Raw genomic sequence first — 840 nt, 5'->3', positions numbered from 1 at the left:
TTCTGATTATCCGTTTATGCACCTGTTATATTCGCAATTACTAGTCTGTCAAAGAGTTTGTCTCCAAAATACCGTCTGTTTAATTTGTAAATAAACTCGTTGAGATACAACTGTAAGTATTTCCTTTTGATTTTATGGTAGTTGCCCAGCAATGTCCGTTTTGCATTACTGATTGCGATATGCACCCATTTGAGTGTTTCCTTGGTGGTTTTGGCGTCTGATTTCTCGGTGACGTGCAATTCCACCAGATCGGAGATGTCAACGTAAGAAGTGCTTTTGTCCGAAAATACGATGGCATCATCCTCCATGCAGTCCCTGACCACGCCGTTGATTCCTTCACTTTGAGGGCTATCCAGTACCCTGGCCTTGAAATAACGCACATGCTTCTCCTTTTTGCCCGTTTCGATATCTTCCAACGGGGTGCTTTCGGCCATCACCGCAACGTTCTGCTTTCCCTCGGCTCCCCGGCCACGTGTACCCTTGCCTCGCTCGATTTCCTTACTGGCCACCGAAAAGTAACCCTCATCCAGTTCTATCATCCCTTCCAGTGTATACCTTGCATCCCGGTTGCCCATCGCCCTGCGGAGTTTGTGTACCATCGCCCATACCGGTTCGTAACGCTTCAATCCTAATTGCTTCTGGAGTTCGTTGGTGGAGAATCCCTTTTTTGTGCAACTCATCAGGAACATCGTTTTGTACCACACCAGAAACGGCAGCTTGGAGCTCTCCATGATCGTACCGCTGCGCAACGAGGTGCGGAAACGGCAACCTTTGCATTCATAACTCCATTTACCCTGTAACCAATAATGGGAAGTGCCCCCGCATCGCTTGCAGACAACC

The 840-nt window shown here is 48.0% G+C and carries 1 protein-coding gene; it reads right to left on the bottom strand.

All coding sequences use genetic code 11. The features are described 5' to 3' along the window. Positions 1-14: 14 nt before the first annotated feature. Positions 15-840 (bottom strand): IS1595-like element ISBbi1 family transposase (locus QWT87_RS21065; RefSeq protein ID WP_302718704.1); only part of this gene is annotated, 826 nt, incomplete at its 5' end.

This window comes from Chryseobacterium urinae (genome assembly GCF_030518295.1).
In the GTDB taxonomy this organism is placed as follows: domain Bacteria; phylum Bacteroidota; class Bacteroidia; order Flavobacteriales; family Weeksellaceae; genus Chryseobacterium; species Chryseobacterium mucoviscidosis.
The sequence above is the reverse complement of the archived record's forward strand: the minus strand, read 5'-3'. Positions and strand labels throughout refer to the sequence as shown.